This window comes from Streptomyces sp. BJ20 (genome assembly GCF_022869105.1).
Classification (GTDB): domain Bacteria; phylum Actinomycetota; class Actinomycetes; order Streptomycetales; family Streptomycetaceae; genus Streptomyces; species Streptomyces griseoincarnatus.
Window position 1 is genome coordinate 1,867,085 of the sequence record NZ_CP094918.1, and the last position, 20,635, is coordinate 1,887,719.

Sequence of the window (20,635 nt, forward strand, 5' to 3'; positions counted from 1 at the left end):
GCGCCCGGCGGGGCCTGGAGTGGCTGCCTCGGACGGCGGCGCAGGACGCCGCCGTCCGAGGTGTGGTGCACCCGCGTCCGTCACCGCACTGCGTAGCCGAAGTACTCGCCGTGGGCGGGGAGTCCGTCCTGGCCCGGCCGGTACGTCGTGGCGGGCGCGCTGGTGCCGCCCGTCACGGCGTTCGGGAACGGCAGGACGTGCACGGCCCCGGTCGCGGCGGGCCCGTAGGGCATGCCGACGTAGAGGTTCCGCGGGGTGAAGTGGATGCTCGTGCCCATCTTGGCGCCGGCGCTCGGGGGCCCCGGGACGCCGTCGCCGTCGCCGGCCTCGATCCACGAGTCGTTCGCGCCCGCCGCGCCCATCAGGGAGAAGGTGTGGACGGCGCCGGCGTCGGTGACGCCCGCGAGGTCCTCACCGGGGACACCCACGGCGACCTTCAGCGTCTCGGCCGAACCGACCTGGCGCGGCGCGGTGTTGACGGCGCTCAGGGACGCGCCCGTGCGGTCGCCCGCCTCGATGGTGCCGGAGCGGTCGTCGGTCCCCGAGCCCTGGTTGAGCGCGCGCAGGTAGTCCCAGGTGCCGTCGCCCTTGATGTGCAGGAGGAGGACGTTGCCCGCCTCGGCCAGCTGCGCGCCGCCGGTCTCGGCCGCCAGGGCCTCGCCCGGCGCGCCGACCGCGAGGATCGAGTCGGTGGCCGCGGCCGCGCCGGCGGGGCGGTAGGCGACGAGCGCGAGGGCCTGACCGAACTTGTCACCGGCCTCGGCCCCGGCGTTGATCTTCTCGTTGTCCTGGTCCAGTCCCGTGACCAGGGTGGGCCGTCCGGCGGCGTCCAGCGTGTGGCTGAACACGGCGAGGTTGCCGGCGTTCGCGTCGCCGCCGATGGCGTCGCCGGGAGCGCCCATGGCGATGTAGTTGGAGTCGCCCGTCACGGCCGTGCCGAAGGCGTCGTTCGCCTCGGCCGCGCCGGGGACGCCGGGCGAGTCCTGGTTGATGTCGGTGCTGGTGTCGCCGTGCACGTAGAAGGCGGCGCCCGCCTTGGCGAGCGAACCGATCGACTCGCCCGGCGCGCCGATCAGGACCCACGGCCTGCCCTCGGCGGTGGTGCCCGCCTCGAGGGCGGCGCCCATCCGGTCGTTGCTCTCGGGCGTGGCGGTGCCGATGGAGCCGGTGCCGGCGCCCTGCTCGAGGTGGCGCGCGGCCGGACCGGTGCCGAGACCGTTCCTGCCGCCGAACAGGATGTCGACGAAACCGGCGTCGGTCGCGGTGCCGAGATCCTCCTCCGACGCGGACACCACGAGGTCGGTGTAGCCGTCCTCGTTGTAGTCGACGGTCGCGAGGTGGTTGCCGAAGTGGTCGCCGGGCTCGGAGCCGCCGGGCACCCAGTCGAGGTCCTGGGTGATCTCGGCGGTGCCCTTGCCGCCGCCGTACACGACCCGGACCAGACCCGCGGTGGTGTCGCCGCCGACCGTGGCCATCGGGTCGCCGACGGCTATGTCCTCGACGGCGTCGCCGTTGAAGTCGGTGATGCGGGTGGCGCCGGTCTTCTGGGCGACCCAGGCGGCGAGGTCGTCGACGCGCGCGACGACGCCCGCCGTGGAGGTCTGCGTCTCGTCGGTGCCGAGGCAACCGCCCTGGGACGACTGGCTGGTGAGGCCGACCAGCGTGCCGCCGGAGAGGACCGGGCCGCCGGCGTCGCCCATGCAGGCGGCGACCCCGCCCTTGCCGGTGACGTTCACTGAGGTGCCCGCGGTGGAGTCCACGGTGTGGACGCCGGTGTGCAGCTCGTTCGGCGCCCACACCGTCTTCGTCCGGCCGTATCCGGCGAAGGTCAGCTCCGCGCCGGCCGCGGGCGCGCCGCCGGCGAACGCCGCCGGGGTCACGGAGGTGACCGGCCGGCTGAGGCGGGCCAGCACCACGTCACGGTCCGTGCGCGGTACGAGCTCGACGACGCGGCGCTCGGCGCCCTGCGTGCCGGTGAGGTCGGACCGGCCGACCACCGCGGTCGTCGCCTTGGCGGGAACGCCGGCCGGGACGGCGAGCGAGGCGGCCGGGTCCTCGGCGAAGCAACTGGCCGCGGTCAGCAGCCACTCCGGGTCCACCAGGACGGCGGAGCAGCCGCGGTCGTGGGCGCCGACGGTGATCTTCGCCGTGTAGGCGTACGTGGTGTCCGAGGCGGCCACCGGCGTACCGCCGGTGACGGCGAGGGCGGGCGCCGCGCTCAGCGCGAGCGACCCGGCGGCCAGGACGGCGCAGAGCCCGGCCGGCCGAGGACGTCTGATGAAGGACATGAAAGTGGGTTCCTCAATCATGGGGAGGCGTGGCTTCAGTTGGTGACGTGGATCTCGACCAGTACGTGCTCCCGGCCGTCGACGGACTCGCCGACGCCCGCCCAGGTGTCCGCCGGGATGTCGTACTCGACCTGGTCGTCCTCGGCCGTCATCTCCAGGTGGGTGTTGGCGGAGTCGTCCGTCTTCACCCCGTGCACCGCGGGCAGTTCGAGGGTCAGGAAGCCGGTGTCGGCGGTGACCTCGAAGCAGACGTCCTCGCGGTCGCGGGCGAGGAACCGCAGCAGGTCGGCCCCGGCGGCGCAGTCGGCGAGCACGATGTGGCCGTCGCCGCGCTTGAGGACGATGTCCTGCTCGGCCAGGATCGTGTCGGCGTTCGGGTAGGCGTAGTCCTCGACGGCGTAGCCGGGCGTGTCGCCTGCGACGGCCTCGGTGGGGGAACCGGCGGCGCCGCCCTGGGCGAGCACGGCCCAGGCCAGCGCGCCGGCGGTGGCCGCGGCGCCCAGCAGGCGCACGAGTGCGTTGCGTGTCTTCATCACAGTCCTAGATGGTCGGATCTCTCGGGCTCGCGCCCTTGGGGAAGAGGGCGGCTCAGCTCGCCCTGTCGTACGTCTGCGTCACGGGACCGTCGGGATCGAGCTGGAAGTACAGCGTGTCCTGGTCCTCCACGTAGAGCTGGATCCCGCCGGTGGTCCCGAGCCCGCCGTCCTCCACGCCCAGGTACACGAAGTCGCCGGACGTGCTCGGCCTCTCGTAGTCCCAGGTGCCGCTGAAGTCGGCCGGCCCGGCGCCCTCGTCCGTGGTCACCCCGGTGGCCGTGAACGTCCCGTCCGCCGAGAGCTCGATCCGCCCGCCGTCGTCGTTCCGGTACACACCGGGCAGTTCGAGCGGGTCGACCTCCTCCGAGCACCCCGAGACGAGCAGGGCGGAAGCGGCGAGCACGGCGGACAGCCACCGTGCCCGTGCCGTCCCGCGCGTCACGGGCCGAGGGTGACGTCGAACTCGATCACCTGGGTCTTGGGCGACATCGGCCCCTCGTCACCTACGACCTTGTCGACGAACGCGCCCACGGTGTCGCTCCACCAGTCCGTGTACCCGATGACCGGGGGGTGCGTCGCCGACTCGATGTCCGACTCGTTGTACGCGGTGTACCGCCAGGTGACCGAGCCGTCCGCGTTCTCCCGGACGGGAGTCATACGGACCTGGTGCGAGCCCAGGAACGTGTACGCGAGGTTGCCGGTGAGCCCGGCCGTGGCGAGCGTGCCGTAGTCGGTGAGGTACTTGCCGACGCCGTCGAAGCCGCTGAGCTGGTAGTCGTACATGTAGGTCTTGCCCAGCTGGTACTTCCCGGTGCGCTGCCACTCGCTGAGGAAGTACGCGATCACGCCCCTGGTGTGCGCGTGCTCGCGGTAGAGACGGGTGAACTCGTCGTTCGGGCCGAAGCACTGCGCCCGGGGGCCGTCGCCGGTCAGCCAGCTCAGGCCCAGCTCCCACGGGTTGGTGCTGTTGCTGTGCTCGATCGGGTCGCCGAACGGCGTCAGACAGCTCTCCGCGCCGTCGGGCAGCCCGGTCTTGCCGTCGATCGGCACCTTGGAGTTGTCGATGGCGTCCTGGATCGCCTGCCGGATCGCGGCCTGGATCACCAGGATCCGCGCCTCGGTGGCGGCCCTCGCCGCCTGGGCGTAGGACTTGCCGGCCGCCAGCTCCGCCTGCCGCGCCTTCGTCGCGGAGGCCTGCGCGTCGGCGGCGTAGGCCGCGGCGGTCGAGGCGGAGCGCACGGCCCGGTTGGCCGCGTCCCGCGCCACGGCGCTCGCCCTGCGGGCCGTCGCGGCGGCGCTCGCGGCCGTCTCGGCGGACCTGGCGGCGGAGGCGGCGGAGGCTTCCGCGGCCTCCGCGTTCCTGCGGGCCTCCTCGGCGGAGGCCTTGGCGTCGGCCGCCCAGCCCTTCGCCTTGTCGGACCACTCGGTGGCCTCCTCGGCGGCCTGGCGGGCGAGCGCCGCGGCCTCGGAGGCATACGCCGCGTCCTCGAGCGCGTCCTGCGCGACCTTGGCCGCCCGGGCGATGGCCGCGCGGATCGCGCTGATGTGCGTGGCGTGGTCGTGGTCGATGCGCGCGAACTCGTACTGAGTCGTCCCGATGAACTGGCGCAGCATGTGCGTGTCGCCCTCGAGCGCGACCTGCGCAGCGGCCCGTACGTAGGGACCGCCGCTCGCCAGCAGCGTGGTGGCCGCCACCCGGTCGTCCTCGTGGACGGCCGCGGCGCGCTCCACGTGCAGGAAGGTGTGCAGCGCCTCGGCGGAGCCGTCCGCCAGGGCGGCCTCGGCGGCCCTGCGTACGGCGGTGCCGGTGGTGGGGTCGGCGAGGAGCGTGGTGACCTCCACCTCGTTGTCGTCCCGGGCCGCCTCGACCGCGCCCCTCTCCAGGAACGTCCTGATGGTGGCGGCGTCCTCGGCGCCCAGCGCCTTGGCGGCGGCCTCGGCCACGTTGCGCGTGGAGATCGCGGCGACGGCCGCCGCGTTCTCCGCGTTGTCCTGCTCCAGGGCGATCAGCCGGTCGGCCTCGATCCAGCGCAGGACGTCCTCGTCCGAGCCGGCCAGCGCGAACTCGGCGGCCTCCCGGGTCCACGTACCGGACCGGTCGAGGAGCAGGACGGCGGCCTGCCGCCCCTTGTCCACGGCCTCCCCGGTCCGGCCCTCGGCGAACGCCGTGTCCATCGCGGTGATCAGCGCGAGCAGTTCCTCGGAGAGCCGGGTCTGCTGGGTCCGCCGCTGGTTGGCGCGCTCCAGCAGGTCGGTCTCCTCGCGCCGCTGCTGCCGGGCGACCTCGATCGCTTCCTCGGTCTCCTCGTTCAGCCGGGCGATCTCGGCCTCACGGGCCTCCTGCTCGACCTCCCGCGCCTCGGTGACGGCGTCGTAGGCCTTGTTCGCGGCTTCGACGGCGGCGTTCGCGGCGGCCGTGGAGCGGTTGGCGTAGTCCACGGCCTTGCCGGCGTTGAGGGCCGCCTCCTCGGCGGCGAGGGCAGCCTTGTCCGCGTGGTCGGCCGCGCTGTCGGCGGCGGCGGCCGCGGTGCGCGCGGCGGCCGCCGACCTGCGGGACAGGGCCGAGGCCCGGCTCGCGGCCGCGGTGGCCCGTCCCGCCGCGGCCTCGGCGACGGCGGCCTGGCGCTGCGCCTCGGCGGCCTGGGACTGCGCGGCGCCGGAGGCCGCGGCGGCGTCGGCCGAAGCGCGCGCGGCGGCGGCCGAGTCGACCGCGGCACCGGCGGCGGCGAGGCCCGCGGACTCCGCGGCGTCGGAGGCGAGGGCCGCGAGCCGGGCCTTCGCGGCCACGGTACGGACCCAGCTGACCATCGCCTTCGCGGCCTGCGCCGCCTGGTTGGCGGCCTCCGCCATGTTCGCGTTCTTCGACGCGCTGATGGCGGCGTGGTAGGCACGCGACGCGGCGCGCCCCGCCGATGCGGCCGCGGCGGCGGCGGCGTTCGCGGCGGACACCGAGCGCCGGGCGGCGGCCTGCGCGGTACGCGAGGCGGACACCGCGGTCGAGGCGGCGGCCGCGGCTCCCTGGGCGGCCCGCGCCGCCTTGTTCGCCGCCTTCGCCGAGCGCTGCACGTCCTGTTCGGCGGCCAGGGCCTCGGCCTTCGCCTCCAGCGCGGCCGCCTTGGCCTTCTCGGCGGCCTGGACCGCCTGCTGCGACAGCTCGACGGCCTCGTCGGTCCTGCGCTCGGCGAGCTTGCCCTCCGACTCCACGATCTTGACCAGCTGCTGGATCGTGGCCGTCTCCTCGTCCCGCGCCCGGGCGATGTACTGCCCCGTCGTCAGGAACCACTGGATGGCCCGCGGTGACCCGTCGTCGAGCGCCCGCTCGGCGTACTCCCGCACCTGCGGCGAGGCGGTGACGAGGATCGTGGTCACCTGGACGCGCCGGTCCTCGTGGAGCGCGTCGTACTGCCCGCCGCTGAGGAAGGACCGCAGCGCGAAGTCCGTCCCGGCCGTCAGCGCCTCGGAGGACTCGCGCTTCACGGCCTTGCCGCCGTGCGCGTTGACCGTGGTGACGGCCACCCGCAGGTCCTCGCGCACCGCCGACTGGAAGCCGCCTCCCAGGTAGGCGGCGACGGCCGCGTCCCCGCCGGACAGCGCCTCCCCGATCCCCGCCCGCGTCGCCTTGCCCGCGCTGACCAGGGCCTGGGTGAGGACGAACCGGTTGTCCTCGGCCAGGGCCGCCGGCAGCCGCTCGCCGAGGAACGCGGTCACCTCGTCCGCGTTGCCCACGAGCGCCGCCGCCGCGGCCGTGCGCACCGCCCGGCCGCCCGTCCGGTACGCCCGCACGGCCTTGGCGCGGTCGGTGTCGGGCAGCCCCACGCCGCCGTCGGCCGGCGCCGGGTCCGCCGCGTACGCGGGCCGGGACCCGAACACCCCCAGGGGCAGCGCGGTACCCGCCGCGATCCCGCCCAGGATGGCCAATGACTGGCGTCTGCTGAATGTCTCCCGTGCCCCTGGCATCGAGACCCCCTTCTCGGCTCCGAGGGGACATCCCGCCACCCCCCGTGGTTCAAGTCCCTTATCGAATCCGGATCTTGGTGGCTCGTCCAACGTGATAAACGGGTGGAAACAGGGTTAACCCACGGTTACCGGGAGTGATGCCCGTCACCATGGGAAACAGTTGTAACGCTCTCGGTAACGAAGTGCTTCAGTCTCCGAATTGGCTGAAATGCAGCGGCTGACGTCAAGCGGCGCTTCGACCCGCGGCGTGGCGTGAACTCGCCGATGGCCGGTTCTCGCGGGTCGTGGGGCGGGCTTCGTTATCTCGGTGCGGCGAGCGGGTCCCGGTGGCCGTGGTGACGGGTGCACGTGCCTGTACCCGGGCGGCGAAACTTTCGATCCCTTCACACGGGCTTGCGCCTCGATTGTTTGGAGGTGCATGCATCCGGGCGAAGGTGTACGGCCATCGTGGTGCCTGACCTGTGCTTACACGGTGCGCGAGCCTTGAAGTGTGAAGGCGAAGTTTCCGAAAGGTTGCCGAAACTGTTGACACGCTCATGTCCGCCTACGAACACTGTGGCCACCGCACGACAGCCAACCCCCGTACCCCAGGCGTTACTTGGGCGTCACGGAGGTCGGCCCTGCAAGGCAGCGGGTGGCAGCAGCCGCCCAGCCCCCCACCAGCCTTCATCGGGAGGACGCATGAACCAGGACGGCAAGCGGTACGAGTCCGAGCAGAACCCGCCCCCCTTCAGCGGCCTGAGCCGGCGGGGCTTCCTCGTCGGCGCCGGCGCGGGCGCCGCCGCGGCCGTCGCCGGGTCCGGGCTGCTGCTGCCCGGCACCGCGCACGCCGCCACCACCATCACCACCAACCAGACCGGGTACGACGGCATGTACTACTCGTTCTGGACCGACGGCGGCGGCTCCGTCTCCATGACGCTCAACGGCGGCGGCAGTTACAGCACCCGGTGGACCAACTGCGGCAACTTCGTGGCCGGCAAGGGCTGGGCCAACGGCGGGCGCCGGACCGTCCGGTACACCGGCTGGTTCAACCCGTCGGGCAACGGCTACGGCTGCCTCTACGGCTGGACCTCCAACCCGCTCGTCGAGTACTACATCGTCGACAACTGGGGCAGCTACCGGCCCACCGGCGAGTACCGGGGCACCGTCCACAGCGACGGCGGCACCTACGACATCTACAAGACGACCCGGTACAACGCCCCCTCCGTCGAGGGCACCCGCACGTTCGACCAGTACTGGAGCGTCCGGCAGTCCAAGGTGACCAGCGGCTCCGGCACCATCACCACCGGCAACCACTTCGACGCCTGGGCGCGCGCGGGCATGAACATGGGCCAGTTCAGGTACTACATGATCATGGCGACCGAGGGCTACCAGAGCAGCGGCAGCTCCACCATCACCGTCTCCGGCTGACCCCGGACGCCACGTCCTCCCCGGCCGGCGGTCTCACCCTGCGAACCGCCGGTTGGGGAGCTCCACCCCGGGCCGCCATCATGTGGGCCATGCACAGGCCGCCGCCCCGTCTCCGCGCCCCCGAGTGGTTCACTGCCGACGGGTCGGTCCTGAACGTCGCCCTCGTGTACCCGATGCGGGGGCCCGCGGGCATCTTCGGGCCCACCTGCGAGTCCTGCGCACAGCTCGCCGCCGAGGAGGTCAACCGGTCCGGCGGTGTGCTCGGCAGGGAGCTACGGCTGGTGGAGGTCGACGGGGGCGCCGGCCCCCGGCAGGTCGCCGACGAGGTCGAGGCCCTCGTCGCCACCGGCGCCGTGCACGGGGTCACCGGCTGGCACATCTCCTCCGTACGCCAGGCCGTCGCCCCGCGCATCGCGCACCGCGTGCCGTACGTCTACACCGCCCTGTACGAGGGCGGCGAGCGCACCGACGGCGTCTACCTCACCAGCGAGACGCCCTCCTGGCAGCTGCTCCCCGCGATGCGGCTGCTCGCCGAGGAGCGGGGCGTGCGCCGCTGGTTCGTCGTCGGCAACGACTACGTGTGGCCCCGGCACACCGCCCGCGCCGCCCGGCGCTACGCCCGCGAGAGCCGGGGGCGCGTCTGCGGAGAGGCGTATCTCCCGCTCGGCACCGACGAGTTCGCCGGGCTGCTGCGGCGCGTCGAGCGCGCCGACGCCGACGGGGTGATCGTGCTCCTCGTGGGCAGTGACGCCGTCCGTTTCCACCGGGCGTTCGCCGCCGCCGGACTGGACCGGCGCTGTCTGCGGCTGTCCACGCTCATGGACGAGAACATGCTCCTCGCCAGCGGTCCCGAGGCCACCGTCGACCTCTTCAGCACGGCCGGCTACTTCGCCTCGCTCGCCGACCGCAACACCCTCGACTTCCACGGCCGCTACGCCGCGCGCTTCGGCGTCGACGCGCCCGTGCCCGGCAGCCTCGGCGAGTCCTGCTACGAGGGCGTGCTGCTGCTCGCCGCCCTCGTCGAGCGGGCCCGAACCCTCGACGTGTCCGCCATCGGCGCGGCCGCAGGCGACGTCCGCTACGAAGGGCCGCGCGGGCTGCTCGGTCTCGACGGACGGCATGTGCGCCAGCGCATCTATCTCGCGCAGGCGGACGGGCCCGACTTCACCGTCCTCGCTCAACTGCGCGCCCCGCACGAGCTCTTGTGATCCCCTCCGGAGTCTCCTCCCACGCGTCGCCGAGCCGGGCCAGCAGGGTCCGCAGCGCGTCCTCGTCCCCCGGGGCCAAGGGCTCCGCCTCCGCCCACTCCGCCCGCACCGCACGCGACACCTGCTGCCAGCGCTCCAGGCCCCGCGGGGTGAGCTGCGCCAGGACGCGGCGCCGGTCCGCCGAGTCGATACGGCGGAACACCAGGTTGTCGTCGACGAGCTGGTCGACCAGCTTCGTCAGCGTCGGCGCGGGCAGGAACGCGTGGTCGGCGACGGCGGTCATGTTGTGCCCCGCGCCGTCGGAGAGCAGGCCCAGCACCCGCCACGCCTCCACGGAACAGCCGAACTCGTCGAGCACGGACCGGATCCGCTCCGCCGAGAGGCGCTCGGCCCGCGTCAGCAGATGAAGCAGTTCCTCGGGCCGCCGGGGCCGCCTCGCCATCGCACTCCTCAGCATGCGTCCGGGGTACGTCCCCGCCCTGGGGACGGGCCGAGCGTACCTGCGAATCACGCTCGCATGACAGGGCATTGACGCGAACTGATCCTTTCCCGTGGAAGCAATAAAGGGGCGAACAAAAGCCGTTGGATACGGTTCGTCAATTGCGCGGAAACACCGGGGAAACAGTTCCGCCCCAGGCTGTGGACGCACTTCGGCGACCGGCCCGGAGAGTCCCCCCTCCGTCCCCACTTCCCTCAATCGCCCTTCCGGGCAAGGAGGTTCCGCATGTCCGGACTCAGCATCAGCAGGCGCGGTCTTCTGACCGGTCTCTCCGTCCTCGGCACCTCCGCCGCTCTCGGCGCATGCGGCGCCAAGACCGGAAGCGACACGTCCTCCGCCTCAGGCGCGAAAGCCGACACCTCCGGCGACACCGTGAAAGTGGGCCTGCTGAATTCACTGTCCGGCACCATGGCCATCAGCGAGGTGACCGTGCACAACGCGCTTCTTCTCGCCGTCAAGGAGATCAACGCCGCCGGCGGAGTCCTCGGCAAGAAACTGAAGCCGGTCAGCCAGGACGGCGCCTCCGACTGGCCCACCTTCGCCGAGAAGGCGCAGACCCTGATCACCGAGGACAGGGTCGTCGCCACCTTCGGCTGCTGGACCTCTGCCAGCCGCAAGGCCGTCAAGCCGGTCTTCGAGCGCAACAAGTCGCTGCTGTTCTACCCGGTGCAGTACGAGGGCCTTGAGCAGTCCCCGTACATCTTCTACGTCGGCGCCACCACCAACCAGCAGATCGTCCCCGCTCTCGACTACCTCAAGAAGCAGGGACTCACCCGGCTCTACCTGGTCGGCAGCGACTACGTCTTCCCGCGCACCGCCAACAAGGAGATCCGGGCGTACGCGAAGGCCAACGGCATGGAGGTGGTCGGCGAGGACTACGCGCCGCTCGGCTCCACCGAGTTCAGCACCATCGTCAACAAGGTCAAGGACGCCGGCGCGGACGCCGTGTTCAACACCCTCAACGGCGACAGCAACGTGGCCTTCTTCAAGGAGTACAAGTCCGCCGGGCTCGGCGCGAAGAGCCTGCCGGTGCTGTCGGTGTCGATCGCCGAGGAGGAGGTCAAGTCCATCGGCACCCAGTACCTGGAGGGGCAGCTCACCGCCTGGAACTACTACCAGACCACCCCCGGCGCGGCGAACGCCGCGTTCGTGAAGGCGTACCAGGCGGCCTACGGCAAGGACAAGCCGACGTCGGACCCGATGGAGGCCGCCTACACCTCCGTGCACCTGTGGGCGGCGATGGTCGAGAAGGCCGGCTCCTTCGACGTGGACGACGTGAAGGCCGCCGCGGACGGCATCACCTTCGACGCACCCGAGGGCAAGGTCACCGTCGACGGCGCCACCCAGCACGTCCACAAGACGGCCCGCATCGGCAAGGTCGGCGCGGACGGCCTGATCACCGAGGTGTGGAACTCGGGCGCACCGATCAAGCCGGACCCGTACCTGAAGGGCTACGACTGGGCCGCCGGCCTCTCCTGAGGCCGCCCGTCCCCCACGACGCCGACCCGGCCTCCCGCAGGCCGGGTCCGCCCCGCGCCCGCACCCTCCGTCCCCGATCCGGAGCCGCCTCATGACGGTCGTCCTCAACCAGTCCTTCACCGGCATCAGCATCGGTGCCGTGCTGCTGCTCATCGCCCTCGGGCTCACCCTCACCTTCGGGCAGATGGGCGTCATCAACATGGCGCACGGCGAGTTCATCATGGCCGGCGCCTACACCACCTACGTGCTCCAGCAGTCGGTCAGCGGCGCGGGCGTCTCCCTGCTCGTCGCCCTGCCGCTCGCCTTCCTCGTCGCCGGGGCGATGGGCGCCCTCCTGGAGTGGCTGCTCATCCGCCGGCTCTACACCCGGCCGCTCGACACCCTGCTGGTCACCTGGGGCGTCTCCCTGATGCTCCAGCAGCTCGCCCGGGACGTCTTCGGCGCCCCCAACGTGCAGACCACCGCCCCCGACCTGCTCACCGGGCACATCACCGTCGGCGGGGTCACCCTCGCCGGCAACCGGCTGTTCATCCTCGGCCTCGCCCTGCTGTGCGTCCTCGCCCTCACGCTGATCCTGCGGCTCACCCCGCTCGGGCGGCGCATCCGGGCCGTCGTCCAGAACCGCGACCTCGCCGAGGTGTCCGGCATCGCCACCGGACGCGTCGACCGCACCACCTTCTTCATCGGCTCGGGCCTGGCGGGCGTGGCCGGCGTCGCGCTCACCCTGGTCGGTCCGATCGGCCCGACGATGGGCACCAACTACATCGTCGACGCCTTCCTCGTCGTGGTCGTCGGCGGCATCGCCCAGCTCAAGGGCAGCGTCATCACGGCCTTCGCGCTCGGCGTGCTCCAGTCGGTGCTGGAGTACTCCACCACCGTCAGCGTCGCCAAGGTCGTCGTGCTCGTCGCGATCGTCGTGTTCCTCCAGTGGCGACCCCAGGGCCTGTACACACTCCGCACCCGGAGCCTCGCATGACCACAACGACACCCCTGGCCGGGAAGACGGCCACGAAGCCGCCGGTCTCCGAGCCCCCGGCGCCGTTCCTGGAACGCTTCCGCGTCCCCGGCGCCTTCCTCCTCGGCGCCCTGCTCCTGCTCGGGATCGCCCCGCTCGTCCTCTCCGACTTCCGGCTCAGCCTCCTCGCCAAGTACCTGTGTTACGCCATCGTCGCCGTCGGCGTCAGCCTCGCCTGGGGCCGCGGCGGGCTGCTGGTGCTCGGCCAGGGCGTCTTCTTCGGGCTCGGCGGCTACGCCATGGCGATGCACCTCAAACTCGCCGACGCCGCCGTCACCGGCCAGACCCTGCCCGACTTCATGCAGCTGTACGGCACCGGCGACGCCCTGCCGTGGTGGTGGAAACCGTTCGCCGACCCGGTGTTCGCCCTCGCGGCGACCGTGCTGCTGCCGATGGCGGTGGCCGCGCTGCTCGGCTTCTTCGTGTTCCGCCGCCGGGTGAAGGGCGCGTACTTCGCGATCCTCAGCCAGGCGCTGGCCGCCGCGTTCGCCATCTGGCTCGTCGGCCAGCAGGCCACCACGGGCGGCACCAACGGCCTCACCGACATCCAGGGCTTCTTCGGCTACGCCCTCGACGACCCGGTCAACCAGCGGATGGTGTACGTCGTCGTCGCGGCCGTGCTGCTGGTGCTGATGGCCGCCGCGCGCCAGCTGTTCGTCAGCCGCTACGGCGAACTCCTCGTCGCCGTGAGGGACTCCGAGGAGCGCGTGCGCTTCCTCGGCTACGACCCGGCCAACGTGAAGCTGGTGGCGTACGTCGTCGCGGCCGGCATGGCCGGCCTGGCCGGCGCCCTCTTCGTGCCCGCCGTGGGGATCATCTCCCCGGCGCTGATCGGCGTCGTGCCGTCCATCGGCTTCGTCATCGGCGCGGCCGTCGGCGGGCGGGCCAGCCTGCTGGGCGCGGTGCTCGGCGCGATCGCCGTCGCCTGGACCCAGTCCACGCTGTCGGACGCCTACCCCGCCGCGTGGACGTACCTCCAGGGGCTGCTGTTCGTGGTGGCGGTCGGCTTCCTGCCCGGCGGACTCGCCTCCCTGGTGACCGTACTGCGGCGGAAACGGCGTACCCACAACCCCGCGACGGAAGGAGCGGCATGAGCGGCGAGGGACTGACCGTACGGGACCTGCGGGTGACGTTCGACGGGTTCACGGCCGTCGACGGCGTCGACCTGGACATCCTCCCCGGCGACCTGCGCTTCCTCATCGGACCCAACGGCGCCGGCAAGACCACCCTCGTCGACGCGGTCACCGGGCTGGTCAAGGCCGGCGGGTCGGTCCGCTTCGGCGGTGAGGAACTGCTGGGGCGGCCCGTGCACCGCGTCGCGCGCCTCGGGATCGGCCGTACCTTCCAGACCGCGACGGTCTTCGAGGAGCTGACCGTCCTCCAGAACCTCGACATCGCGGCCGGGGCCGGGCGCGGCCCGCTGACGATGCTGCGGCGCAGGAAGGGAGTCCCCGAGGAGGTGGCCAGGGCGCTGGAGACCACCGGCCTCACCGACCTGCGCGACCGCCCGGCGGGCGTGCTCGCGCACGGCCAGAAGCAGTGGCTGGAGATCGGCATGCTGCTGGTGAAGGACGTACGGCTGCTGCTGCTCGACGAGCCCGTGGCCGGCATGAGCCACGACGAACGCGAGGCCACCGGGGAGCTGTTGCGGCGGATCAGCGGGGACCGCACGGTCGTCGTCATCGAGCACGACATGGACTTCATGCGGTCCTTCGCGCGCAGCGTCAGCGTCCTGCACGCCGGCAAGGTGCTGAGCGAGGGCTCGGTCACCGAGGTGCAGGCCGACGCCCGTGTCCAGGAGGTCTACCTGGGCCGCGCCTCGGAGCCGGAGCCCGCCGCCGTTCCCGTCGCCGAGGAGGCGTGACGCGCATGCTGCAGATCCAGTCCGTGCGGGCCGGGTACGACCGCACCACCGTGCTGCACGGTGTCACCGTCGAGGTGCCCGAGGACGGCGTCGCGGCCGTCCTCGGCCACAACGGCGCAGGCAAGAGCACCCTGCTGCGCACCGTCATGGGGATCGTCCCGGCGTCCGCCGGCACGGTCCTGCTGGACGGCGAGGACATCACCCGCCTCGCCCCGCACCGGAGGGTCGCCCGCGGGGTGGCGTACGTGCCGCAGGGACAGCAGTCCTTCCCGCACCTCACCACCGCGGAGAACCTCCAGCTCGTCGCCGACGGCCGTCCGGACGGCAGGGAGGCCGTCGCCGAGGCGCTGGACCTCTTCCCCGTCCTGCGGGAGCTGTCCGGACGCCGGGCCGGCCTGCTCTCCGGCGGCCAGCGCCAGCAGCTCGCCATCGCCCGCGCCCTGATCACCCGCCCCCGTCTGCTGCTCCTGGACGAGCCGACCGAGGGCATCCAGCCGTCCGTCGTCGCCGAGATCGAGGAGACCGTCCTCGCCCTGACCCGGCGCGGCGGCCTGTCCGTGCTCCTCGTCGAACAGCACGTCGGCTTCGCCATGCGCGCCGCCCGGCGGTACTACGTCCTGGAGGCCGGACGGGTCACCTCGTCGGGGGACGGGGGAGCGGAGGCGGAGGGGACGGTAAGGGCGGCGCTCAGCGTGTGACGCGTCAGGTGTTGAGCAGCCAGATCGACAGGTTGAGCGAGCCGGCGTACGTCACCCAGGCCGCGTACGGCAGGAGCAGCACGGCGGCGGCCCGGCGCCTTCGCGCGAACGCGACGACGGTGGCGACGAGCGCGAGCCACAGCAGGCAGATCTCGGCGAACGCCCATCCGTAGGCGTCGGCGGCGAAGAAGAGGGGCGTCCAGGCCAGGTTCAGCGCGAGCTGGACGGACCAGAGGACCATGGCCGGCCTGCGCCCGGCCCTCGTGCCGTCACCGCGCAGGGCGAGCCACGCGGCGACGGCGGTGGTGCCGTAGAGCACGGTCCACACGGGTCCGAAGAGCCAGCCGGGCGGGGCCCAGGAGGGCCGCTCGAGCGCCTGGTAGGTGTCGCCGGAGTCGGCGGCGGCCAGGCTGCCCAGCGCGGCCACGGCGTAGCACACCGCGAGCAGGAGCAGCAACGTCGGCCATCCCGGCCGGCCACGGTCGGCCGGCCCGCGGGTCTCCTCGCTCAGCAGGTCGGCCATGGGGCCCTCCGATCGGTCACCGGGAGCGGGTGCCCGGAGGGGGAGCACGTACACGGCGCGTGCCCCCTCCGGCTCCGCCAGGAGGCGACGCCGGTTCCGTCGGCCGGGGGACAGGGGCCGCCCGGAGGGGCTGTGCCCGCCGGTCGCGGGTACCGGCGAGGGGAGGGCCGCGCGGGCGGCCGCGTCCCGACCCTTCCCCGGCTGCGGCCGGGGAGCCCACCGAGGAGCAGCATGAGCGAGCACCACCGCGCGGCGCCGGACGTGATCGTCGTGGGCGCGGGCCTGGCAGGGCTGGCGTGCGCGCTGGACCTGTGCCGTGCCGGACGGCGGGTGGCGCTGCTGGAGGCGTCCGACGGCGTGGGCGGCCGGATGCGCACCGACCGGCGGGACGGGTTCCTGCTGGACCGCGGGTTCCAGGTGTTCAACACCTCCTACCCGCAGGTGAAGCGGCGCCTTGACCTCAGGAGTCTGCGCCTGCGGCCCTTCACCGCGGGCGTCGTCGCGCACACCTCGACGGGCCCCGTCCGGCTCGTCGACCCGACCAGGGAGTCCGGCGCGGCGGAGGCGCTGACGCCGGGGCGGCTTCCCGGGGCGCGCGACCTGGCCGCGCTGGCCGGGCTCACCGCCTGGGACGCCCTGCTGCCGGCGTCGGCCGTCCGACGGCGCCGGGACGGCTCCACCTCCCAGGCCCTGAAGCGGGCCGGGGTGTCGGACGCCATGGTCGACGAGATCCTCCGGCCCTTCCTCTCGGGCGTCTTCCTGGAGGACCGGCTGGAAACCTCCGCACGCTTCTTCCACCTGGTGTGGCGCAGCATGGTCCGCGGCTCCCTGTGCCTGCCGGCCCGGGGCGTCGGAGCCGTGCCCGCCCAACTGGCCGACGGACTCCCGGACGGCGTCCTGCGACTCGGCACGCCCGTTTCGTCGCTCACCGACGACGGGGTGCTGACGGAGAACGGGAGCGAGATCCCGGCCGGTGCCGTGGTGGTGGCGACGGAACCGGCGACCGCCGCCCGGCTGCTGCCGGGGCTTCCCGTGCCCGCCACCCGCACGGTCACCACGTACCACCACGCCGCCGACGCGAGCCCCGCAGTCGAACCGGTCCTCCGGGTGGACAGCACCGGCACGGTCCTGAACACCTGCGTGCTCTCCCAGGTCGCCCCCACCTACGCCCCCGCGGGCACCGCACTGGTCTCCACGTCCGTCCTGGGGGCCGACGACCCCGGCAGGGAACGGACCGTGCTCCAGCGGCTCGCCGAGCTGTACGGCACCGACACGGGCGGCTGGCAGCGGCTGGACGTGCGCACGGTCCAGGGCGCGCTGCCGGCGATGGCGCCGCCCTGGCCGCTGAGCCGCACCACCCGTCTGGGGCCGGGCCGGTACGTGTGCGGGGACCACCGGGCGACCGGCTCCGTGCAGGGCGCCCTCGCGTCGGGGACGCGCGCGGCACGGGAGGTGCTGGCCGACACGGCGGCGTGACCTGAGCCCCTGGTGTCTCAGTCGCGGCCCCGCGCGTGGCGGAAACGGGCGAGCCCTTCGGCGAGGTCGACCACAGGGTCGGGGTAGCCGAGGGCGTCGCGACGGTCCTCCGGGAGGCGCCAGGGCTCGTGGATCCGCCCGGCCTCGACGTCCGCGAGCTCCGGGACCCAGCGCCGTACGTACGTGCCGTCCGGGTCGAAGCGCTTGGCCTGGACCGTGGGGTTGAGGACCCGGTGGGGGCGGGTGTCGGTGCCCGTGCCGGCGGCCCACTGCCAGTTGAGCTGGTTGTTCACGACGTCGCCGTCCACCAGCAGGTCCAGGAAGTGCCGGGCGCCGATCCGCCAGTCGACGTACAGCGTCTTCGTCAGGAAGCTCGCCGTCAGCAGGCGCGCCCGGTTGTGCATCCAGCCCTCGTGCCGCAGTTGCCGCATGGCCGCGTCGACGACCGGGTAGCCGGTGCGCCCGTCCCGCCACGCGGCGATGTCCTCGGCGGCCTCTTCCTCGCCGCGCCATCGGTCGTCGCGGGTGCGGTAGTCCCGCCAGGAGGCCTCGGGGCGCGCCGCCAGCACCTGGTGGTGGAAGTCCCGCCAGCACAGCTGACGCACGAACGCCTCCGCGCCCGGACCTCCCTGCTTGCGTGCCCGGTGGACGGCCTCCGCCGCGGAGACAGTCCCGAAGTGGAGGTACGGCGACAGCCGCGACGTGGCGTCGCCCGCGAGGTCGTCGTGCCGGTCCTCGTAGGCGGCCATGCCGCCGGAGCGCGACCACCGCGCCAGCCGGTCCTGGCCGGCCGTCTCCCCTCCGGGCGGGAGACCGGGGGAGGTGCCGGACACGTCCGCGCGGCGGGGCGGCGGCTCACCGCCCACCCCGTCGGGGACGCGGACGGCACGGGGCGCCGCGAGGGGCCCCCGCAGGGTCTCCCGCGACCACCGGCGGAGGTACGGGGTGAACACGCCGTAGTGGTCCGAGCCGGACGGGGTCACGGCCCCGGGGGCGAGCGCGGTGATCACCGCCTCGTGCACGCGCAGCGCCACGCCCACGGCGCCGAGCTCCTTGCGCAGCCGCTCCTCCCGGCGGTGGGCGTACGCCGTCACGCCCGCCGCCATGTGCACCTCGGCGGCCCCGCACGCGGCGGCCACCGCGCACACCTCCCGGACGACCGGCCCCGAGCGGATCACGAGCCGGCCGCCGCGATGCCGCAGCGAGGCGTCGAGGTCGTGCAGGCAGTCGGCGAGGAAGGCCCGCCGGTTGGGCGCGTCGAAGCCGGCCGCGTGGATGCCGGGGTCCCGCACGAACAGCGGCACCACCTCGTCCGAGGACCGCAGCGCCGCGTGCAGCGGGGGGTGGTCGCGCAGACGCAGGTCGGCGGTGTAGAGGACCACGGAGACGGTCACGGTGTCACTCCGGAGGTCGGGCGGCGGGAAGCGTGCGTCCGGTGCCGCACCGCCGCGGGTATCCGCCGGTGCGGCACGGGAAACGTCGCCGGTGGCGGGCGGGGTGCGTGAGGCGGACTTGCGAGGTTACCCGTCCGGCATGACTGAGACACGGCCACTCGCACTGATCACCGGCGCGTCCAGCGGCATCGGCCTCGAGCTGGCCCGGCAGTTCGCGTCGCACGGATACGACCTCGTCGTGAACGCCGAGGACGAGGAGCTGGAGACCGCCGCCGAGCGGCTGCGGGAGGCGGGCGGGGAGGTGCGCGCGGTCCGCGCCGACCTGCGGACCGGCGAGGGACGCTTCCTGCTCCTCGACGCGCTCGACGGCCTGACCGTCGACGTCGCCGTCCTCAACGCCGGGGTCGGCCAGGGCGGCGCCTTCGTCGACACCGACCTCGCCGACGACCAGGCGGTCATCGACCTCAACGTCACCGCGACCGTACGGCTGGCCAAGCCGCTGCTGCGGGCGATGGCGGCGCACGGCGGGGGACGGCTCGCCTTCACCTCGTCCGTCGCCTCCCAGATGCCCGGCTCCTTCCAGCCGGTCTACAACGCGTCCAAGTCGTTCGTGCAGAGCTTCGCGCAGGCGCTGGCGGAGGAGGTGAAGGACACCGGGGTGACGGTCACCGCCTTCATGCCGGGCCCGACGGAGACGGAGTTCTTCGACCGGGCGGACATGGCGGACGACACCCGCATGGGCTCCATGAAGAAGGACCCGCCGGAGCAGGTGGCCGAGCAGGCGTTCGAGGCGATCGTGGAGGGCGAGAAGAAGGCCGTCACCGGGTCGCTGATGACCAAGGCGCAGGGGCTGGCCGGGAAGGTCCTGCCCGACGGCGTGAAGGCGGCGGCCCACCGGCGCCTCGCCGAACCGGGCACGGGCGACGGTTCACGCGACTGACCGGGTCGACAGCGCGTTTCGCCCCGCGCGCACGAGACACCCGGGGAGCGGCAGGCGCGCACGGACGCGCAGGCGACGCAAGGAGGAAGCCGATGTCGAACCCGCAACAGCCCGAGCTGCGGCGCAGCGACAAGGGCGGGGCCACACCGCAGGACAGTAGCGCCCGCAAGGCGTCCCAGCCCGGCCGGGGGGCGGGCGGCCACGCCCACGGCACCGACCGCGGCGACAAGGGCGGCGGCCGGGGCGGCGGCAAGCCGCCGGAGCAGCAGCCGGACCACCCGGAGTAAGGGATTCCCACCGCCGAGGGGCGCGCCGTGACCGACGGCGCGCCCCTCGGCGTGATCCGCCCTCCAACTCGCGTGCCCGGCACGTCGGTTAACCTGACAAGGGGGCGTTGCACGGGGGTGGGCGGCACGGTGACGGTGACGGACGGCAAGGTGACCGCTGCGGCGGTGCTGCCCGTGGTGATGCGCGGGCGTCTTGCCGTTGTCGCCGTGCTCGCCTCGCTCGTGGTCCTTCTGCTCGGCGTCCGGTACGCCGGTGACACCGGGCCCGGCCGGACGGACGCCCGGATCGGGGAGGCCGCGTACGGGGTCGGGGCGCCCTGGTGGCACCTCGCGCACGCGACGGACTTCCTGGGCGACCCCGGGGGCGCCCTGCTGCTGCTCACGGCCGGTGTCGTCGGTTGCCTGAAGGCCCGCAGGACCCGCGCCGCCGTGCTGCTGCTCGTCGGCCCCGGCCTTGCCGTCGGGGTGACGCGGCTGCTCAAGCCGCTCGCCGCGCGCACCATCAACGGCGAGGACAACCTGGCGTTCCCGAGCGGCCACACCGCCTTCCTCACGGCGTTCGCCCTCGCCCTGGCGCTGCTCGCGGCGGGGCGGTCCGGGCTCGGTCCGACGTCAGGGACCGTCCTCGCCCTGGCCGCCGCCTCGGCCGCCGGCGCCCTCATGGGCTGGGCCCAGGTCGCCACCGGGGCGCACTACCCGACGGACACGGTGGGCGGCTGCTGCACCGCGCTGGCGGTGGTGCCGGCGGTGGCATGGGCGGTCGACCGCCTGGCCGACGCCCGGCACCCGCACAAGGGCTGACGGCCCATCACTGTCAGCCATCGCCGTCAGCCTCGCGCCGGGACGCCTCGCGCCGGGACGCCTCGCGCCGGGACGCCTCGCGCCGGGACGCCTCGCGCCGGCAACGCGCCGCGTCGGGACGCCTCGCGTCGGGACGCGCCGTGCCGGCAACGCCCCGCGTCGGGACGCCTCGCGTCGGGACGCGCCGTGCCGGCAACGCGCCGCGTCGGGACGCCTCGTGCCGGGACGCGCCGTGCCGGCAACGCGCCGCGTCGGGACGC

General features: G+C 73.5%; 18 protein-coding genes. 11 read left to right on the forward strand and 7 right to left on the reverse strand.

Annotated elements, in window-relative coordinates:
- Positions 1 to 80: 80 nt before the first annotated feature.
- The 4 genes from MTR79_RS08630 to MTR79_RS08645 are packed head-to-tail and all read right to left on the reverse strand — an operon-like array spanning position 81 to position 6,781.
- On the reverse strand, positions 81 to 2,288 hold the full coding sequence (locus tag MTR79_RS08630) for a S1 family peptidase (RefSeq protein WP_244789670.1): 2,208 nt from the start codon (positions 2,286 to 2,288) through the stop codon (positions 81 to 83).
- A 35-nt stretch (positions 2,289 to 2,323) separates the two neighbouring features.
- A complete protein-coding gene (locus MTR79_RS08635; protein ID WP_244789671.1) occupies positions 2,324 to 2,821 on the reverse strand; it encodes a hypothetical protein in 498 nt (165 codons plus the stop codon).
- Between the two features lie 55 nt (positions 2,822 to 2,876).
- On the reverse strand, positions 2,877 to 3,266 hold the full coding sequence (locus MTR79_RS08640) for a hypothetical protein (RefSeq protein ID WP_086700336.1): 390 nt from the start codon (positions 3,264 to 3,266) through the stop codon (positions 2,877 to 2,879).
- Positions 3,263 to 6,781 (reverse strand): hypothetical protein, encoded by a 3,519-nt coding sequence (locus MTR79_RS08645; RefSeq protein ID WP_244789672.1) that lies wholly within the window; start codon positions 6,779 to 6,781, stop codon positions 3,263 to 3,265. Before MTR79_RS08645 ends, MTR79_RS08640 begins: the two co-directional genes overlap by 4 nt.
- 681 nt (positions 6,782 to 7,462) lie before the next feature.
- Between MTR79_RS08645 and MTR79_RS08650 the strand changes: the two genes are divergently transcribed.
- On the forward strand, positions 7,463 to 8,191 hold the full coding sequence (locus tag MTR79_RS08650) for a glycoside hydrolase family 11 protein (protein ID WP_048456130.1): 729 nt from the start codon (positions 7,463 to 7,465) through the stop codon (positions 8,189 to 8,191).
- Between the two features lie 89 nt (positions 8,192 to 8,280).
- On the forward strand, positions 8,281 to 9,399 hold the full coding sequence (locus MTR79_RS08655; RefSeq protein ID WP_244789673.1) for a substrate-binding domain-containing protein: 1,119 nt from the start codon (positions 8,281 to 8,283) through the stop codon (positions 9,397 to 9,399).
- Here MTR79_RS08655 and MTR79_RS08660 read toward each other — a convergent pair.
- Positions 9,356 to 9,841 carry a MarR family transcriptional regulator gene (locus MTR79_RS08660; RefSeq protein ID WP_244789674.1) on the reverse strand — a complete coding sequence of 162 codons (486 nt, stop codon included), beginning with the start codon at positions 9,839 to 9,841 and terminating at the stop codon, positions 9,356 to 9,358. The two genes, MTR79_RS08655 and MTR79_RS08660, sit on opposite strands and share 44 nt — an antisense overlap.
- Before the next feature lie 282 nt (positions 9,842 to 10,123).
- Here MTR79_RS08660 and urtA point away from each other — a divergent pair, with 282 nt between their 5' ends.
- From urtA to urtE, 5 genes are all read left to right on the forward strand, one after another.
- Complete coding sequence (gene urtA, locus MTR79_RS08665; RefSeq protein ID WP_189365640.1) at positions 10,124 to 11,377, forward strand: urea ABC transporter substrate-binding protein; 1,254 nt, start codon at positions 10,124 to 10,126, stop codon at positions 11,375 to 11,377.
- 91 nt (positions 11,378 to 11,468) lie between these two features.
- Positions 11,469 to 12,353: an urea ABC transporter permease subunit UrtB gene (gene urtB / locus MTR79_RS08670; RefSeq protein WP_086700342.1), complete on the forward strand. Its 885-nt coding sequence runs from the start codon at positions 11,469 to 11,471 to the stop codon at positions 12,351 to 12,353.
- Positions 12,350 to 13,486, forward strand: coding sequence for an urea ABC transporter permease subunit UrtC (gene urtC / locus MTR79_RS08675; RefSeq protein ID WP_244789675.1), 1,137 nt, complete (start codon positions 12,350 to 12,352; stop codon positions 13,484 to 13,486). Before urtB ends, urtC begins: the two co-directional genes overlap by 4 nt.
- A complete protein-coding gene (gene urtD, locus MTR79_RS08680; RefSeq protein ID WP_244789676.1) occupies positions 13,483 to 14,256 on the forward strand; it encodes an urea ABC transporter ATP-binding protein UrtD in 774 nt (257 codons plus the stop codon). The genes urtC and urtD overlap by 4 nt, the downstream gene beginning before the upstream one ends.
- A gap of 5 nt (positions 14,257 to 14,261) precedes the next feature.
- Positions 14,262 to 14,954, forward strand: coding sequence for an urea ABC transporter ATP-binding subunit UrtE (gene urtE / locus MTR79_RS08685; protein ID WP_086700346.1), 693 nt, complete (start codon positions 14,262 to 14,264; stop codon positions 14,952 to 14,954).
- 4 nt (positions 14,955 to 14,958) lie between these two features.
- On the opposite strand, the gene MTR79_RS08690 is transcribed toward urtE, so the two are convergent.
- On the reverse strand, positions 14,959 to 15,477 hold the full coding sequence (locus tag MTR79_RS08690; RefSeq protein WP_244789677.1) for a TspO/MBR family protein: 519 nt from the start codon (positions 15,475 to 15,477) through the stop codon (positions 14,959 to 14,961).
- Between the two features lie 231 nt (positions 15,478 to 15,708).
- Between MTR79_RS08690 and MTR79_RS08695 the strand changes: the two genes are divergently transcribed.
- Positions 15,709 to 16,953: an NAD(P)/FAD-dependent oxidoreductase gene (locus tag MTR79_RS08695; protein WP_244789678.1), complete on the forward strand. Its 1,245-nt coding sequence runs from the start codon at positions 15,709 to 15,711 to the stop codon at positions 16,951 to 16,953.
- A 17-nt stretch (positions 16,954 to 16,970) separates the two neighbouring features.
- Here the strand turns inward: MTR79_RS08695 and MTR79_RS08700 are convergent, their stop codons facing one another.
- Positions 16,971 to 18,347 carry a deoxyribodipyrimidine photo-lyase gene (locus tag MTR79_RS08700; RefSeq protein ID WP_244789679.1) on the reverse strand — a complete coding sequence of 459 codons (1,377 nt, stop codon included), beginning with the start codon at positions 18,345 to 18,347 and terminating at the stop codon, positions 16,971 to 16,973.
- Between the two features lie 139 nt (positions 18,348 to 18,486).
- Here MTR79_RS08700 and MTR79_RS08705 point away from each other — a divergent pair, with 139 nt between their 5' ends.
- From MTR79_RS08705 to MTR79_RS08715, 3 genes are all read left to right on the forward strand, one after another.
- A complete protein-coding gene (locus MTR79_RS08705; protein ID WP_189365644.1) occupies positions 18,487 to 19,287 on the forward strand; it encodes an SDR family NAD(P)-dependent oxidoreductase in 801 nt (266 codons plus the stop codon).
- Between the two features lie 92 nt (positions 19,288 to 19,379).
- A complete protein-coding gene (locus MTR79_RS08710) occupies positions 19,380 to 19,574 on the forward strand; it encodes a hypothetical protein (RefSeq protein WP_086700352.1) in 195 nt (64 codons plus the stop codon).
- A gap of 117 nt (positions 19,575 to 19,691) precedes the next feature.
- Positions 19,692 to 20,375, forward strand: a complete 684-nt coding sequence (locus tag MTR79_RS08715) for a phosphatase PAP2 family protein (protein ID WP_244789680.1) — start codon at positions 19,692 to 19,694, stop codon at positions 20,373 to 20,375.
- The last annotated feature ends 260 nt before the right edge of the window (positions 20,376 to 20,635 follow it).

What these genes read in the sequence shown, in the direction of transcription:
- MTR79_RS08630 (WP_244789670.1), bottom strand. Translation starts at nt 2,288, where the DNA reads ATGTCCTTCATCAGACGTCCTCGGCCGGCCGGGCTCTGCGCCGTCCTG.
- MTR79_RS08635 (WP_244789671.1), bottom strand. Translation starts at nt 2,821, where the DNA reads ATGAAGACACGCAACGCACTCGTGCGCCTGCTGGGCGCCGCGGCCACC.
- MTR79_RS08645 (WP_244789672.1), bottom strand. Translation starts at nt 6,781, where the DNA reads ATGCCAGGGGCACGGGAGACATTCAGCAGACGCCAGTCATTGGCCATC.
- MTR79_RS08650 (WP_048456130.1), top strand. Translation starts at nt 7,463, where the DNA reads ATGAACCAGGACGGCAAGCGGTACGAGTCCGAGCAGAACCCGCCCCCC.
- MTR79_RS08655 (WP_244789673.1), top strand. Translation starts at nt 8,281, where the DNA reads ATGCACAGGCCGCCGCCCCGTCTCCGCGCCCCCGAGTGGTTCACTGCC.
- MTR79_RS08660 (WP_244789674.1), bottom strand. Translation starts at nt 9,841, where the DNA reads ATGGCGAGGCGGCCCCGGCGGCCCGAGGAACTGCTTCATCTGCTGACG.
- urtA (WP_189365640.1), top strand. Translation starts at nt 10,124, where the DNA reads ATGTCCGGACTCAGCATCAGCAGGCGCGGTCTTCTGACCGGTCTCTCC.
- urtB (WP_086700342.1), top strand. Translation starts at nt 11,469, where the DNA reads ATGACGGTCGTCCTCAACCAGTCCTTCACCGGCATCAGCATCGGTGCC.
- urtC (WP_244789675.1), top strand. Translation starts at nt 12,350, where the DNA reads ATGACCACAACGACACCCCTGGCCGGGAAGACGGCCACGAAGCCGCCG.
- urtD (WP_244789676.1), top strand. Translation starts at nt 13,483, where the DNA reads ATGAGCGGCGAGGGACTGACCGTACGGGACCTGCGGGTGACGTTCGAC.
- urtE (WP_086700346.1), top strand. Translation starts at nt 14,262, where the DNA reads ATGCTGCAGATCCAGTCCGTGCGGGCCGGGTACGACCGCACCACCGTG.
- MTR79_RS08690 (WP_244789677.1), bottom strand. Translation starts at nt 15,477, where the DNA reads ATGGCCGACCTGCTGAGCGAGGAGACCCGCGGGCCGGCCGACCGTGGC.
- MTR79_RS08695 (WP_244789678.1), top strand. Translation starts at nt 15,709, where the DNA reads ATGAGCGAGCACCACCGCGCGGCGCCGGACGTGATCGTCGTGGGCGCG.
- MTR79_RS08705 (WP_189365644.1), top strand. Translation starts at nt 18,487, where the DNA reads ATGACTGAGACACGGCCACTCGCACTGATCACCGGCGCGTCCAGCGGC.
- MTR79_RS08710 (WP_086700352.1), top strand. Translation starts at nt 19,380, where the DNA reads ATGTCGAACCCGCAACAGCCCGAGCTGCGGCGCAGCGACAAGGGCGGG.